Annotated in this window: 1 protein-coding gene; it reads right to left on the reverse strand. The window is 70.0% G+C overall.

What is annotated here, in order from left to right; all coding sequences use genetic code 11:
* Nucleotides 1-1,019: AMP-binding protein (locus tag IG08_RS0153155; RefSeq protein ID WP_234343247.1), on the reverse strand; the 1,019-nt coding region annotated here is incomplete at both ends.

Here is a 1,019-nt window from a genome sequence, read left to right on the forward strand (position 1 = left end):
GTGTGGGGGACGGGGCGGCCGACGGAGCCGAGTTTGGTCAGTGCGTGGTCGCGGTCGAGGAAGGTGTCGCCGGAGACGGTTTCGGTCAGGCCGTAGGCGTCGGCGAACCAGGCGTTGGGGAAGGCGGTCATGATGCGGCGCAGGACGGGTTCGGGGGTCTTTTCGCCGCCGCCGAGGATGAAGCGCATCGAGGTGGTGTCGTAGCTCTCGCGGTCGGGGACTTCGAGGACGGCGTTGACCATGGCGGGGGCCAGCCAGGCGTTGGTGACGTGGTGGTCCTGGATGGCGCGCAGGACGTCGGCCGGGTCGAATTTGCGTTGCAGGACGACGCTGCCGCCGGTGTAGAGGACGGCGAGGGCGGGCATGTCGAGGCCGCCGACGTGGTAGAGCGGGCCGGCCACCAGGGTGGTGTCGGCGGCGGTCAGGCCGAAGTGGACGATGTGGGCGAGGTTCTTGGCCTGCAGGTTGGCGTAGGTGATGCGCACGCCCTTGGGGCGTGAGGTGGTGCCGGAGGTGTACATCAGCCGCTGCAGATCCTCCGGCGCCACCTCCACCGGCTCGATCTCGGCGCCGGGGTGCCGGGCGAGGAGGTCCTCGTAGCCGGTCCACGCCCAGCCGGCGGGGGAGTCGTCGAGCAGGATGCGGTGTTCCAGGTCGGTCAGGCAGCCTGCGCTGCGCTCGATCGGGGCGACGAACTCCGGCTCGGTGACCAGTGCTTTGGCCTGGGCGTGGCCGAGGATGTACTGCCATTCCTCCTCGGACAGCCGGTAGTTGAGCGGGAGGAAGACCGCGCCGAGGCGGTTGACGGCGTAGAGGGTCTCCAGGAACTCCGGCCGGTTGTAGAGGAGCACGCCGACGACGTCCCCGCGTCGGATGCCCAGCTCGGCCAGTCCCGCGGCCAGCCGGTTGACCCGGTCGTGCAGGGCGCGCACGGTCAGGCGGCGGTCGTCCTGGGTGATCGCGACGGCGTCGGGCCGCTGGGTCAGGTGGTAATCGAGGATGCTCGCGAAATTGTGCAC

This window comes from Streptomyces fulvoviolaceus (assembly GCF_000718165.1).
GTDB lineage: Bacteria > Actinomycetota > Actinomycetes > Streptomycetales > Streptomycetaceae > Streptomyces > Streptomyces fulvoviolaceus.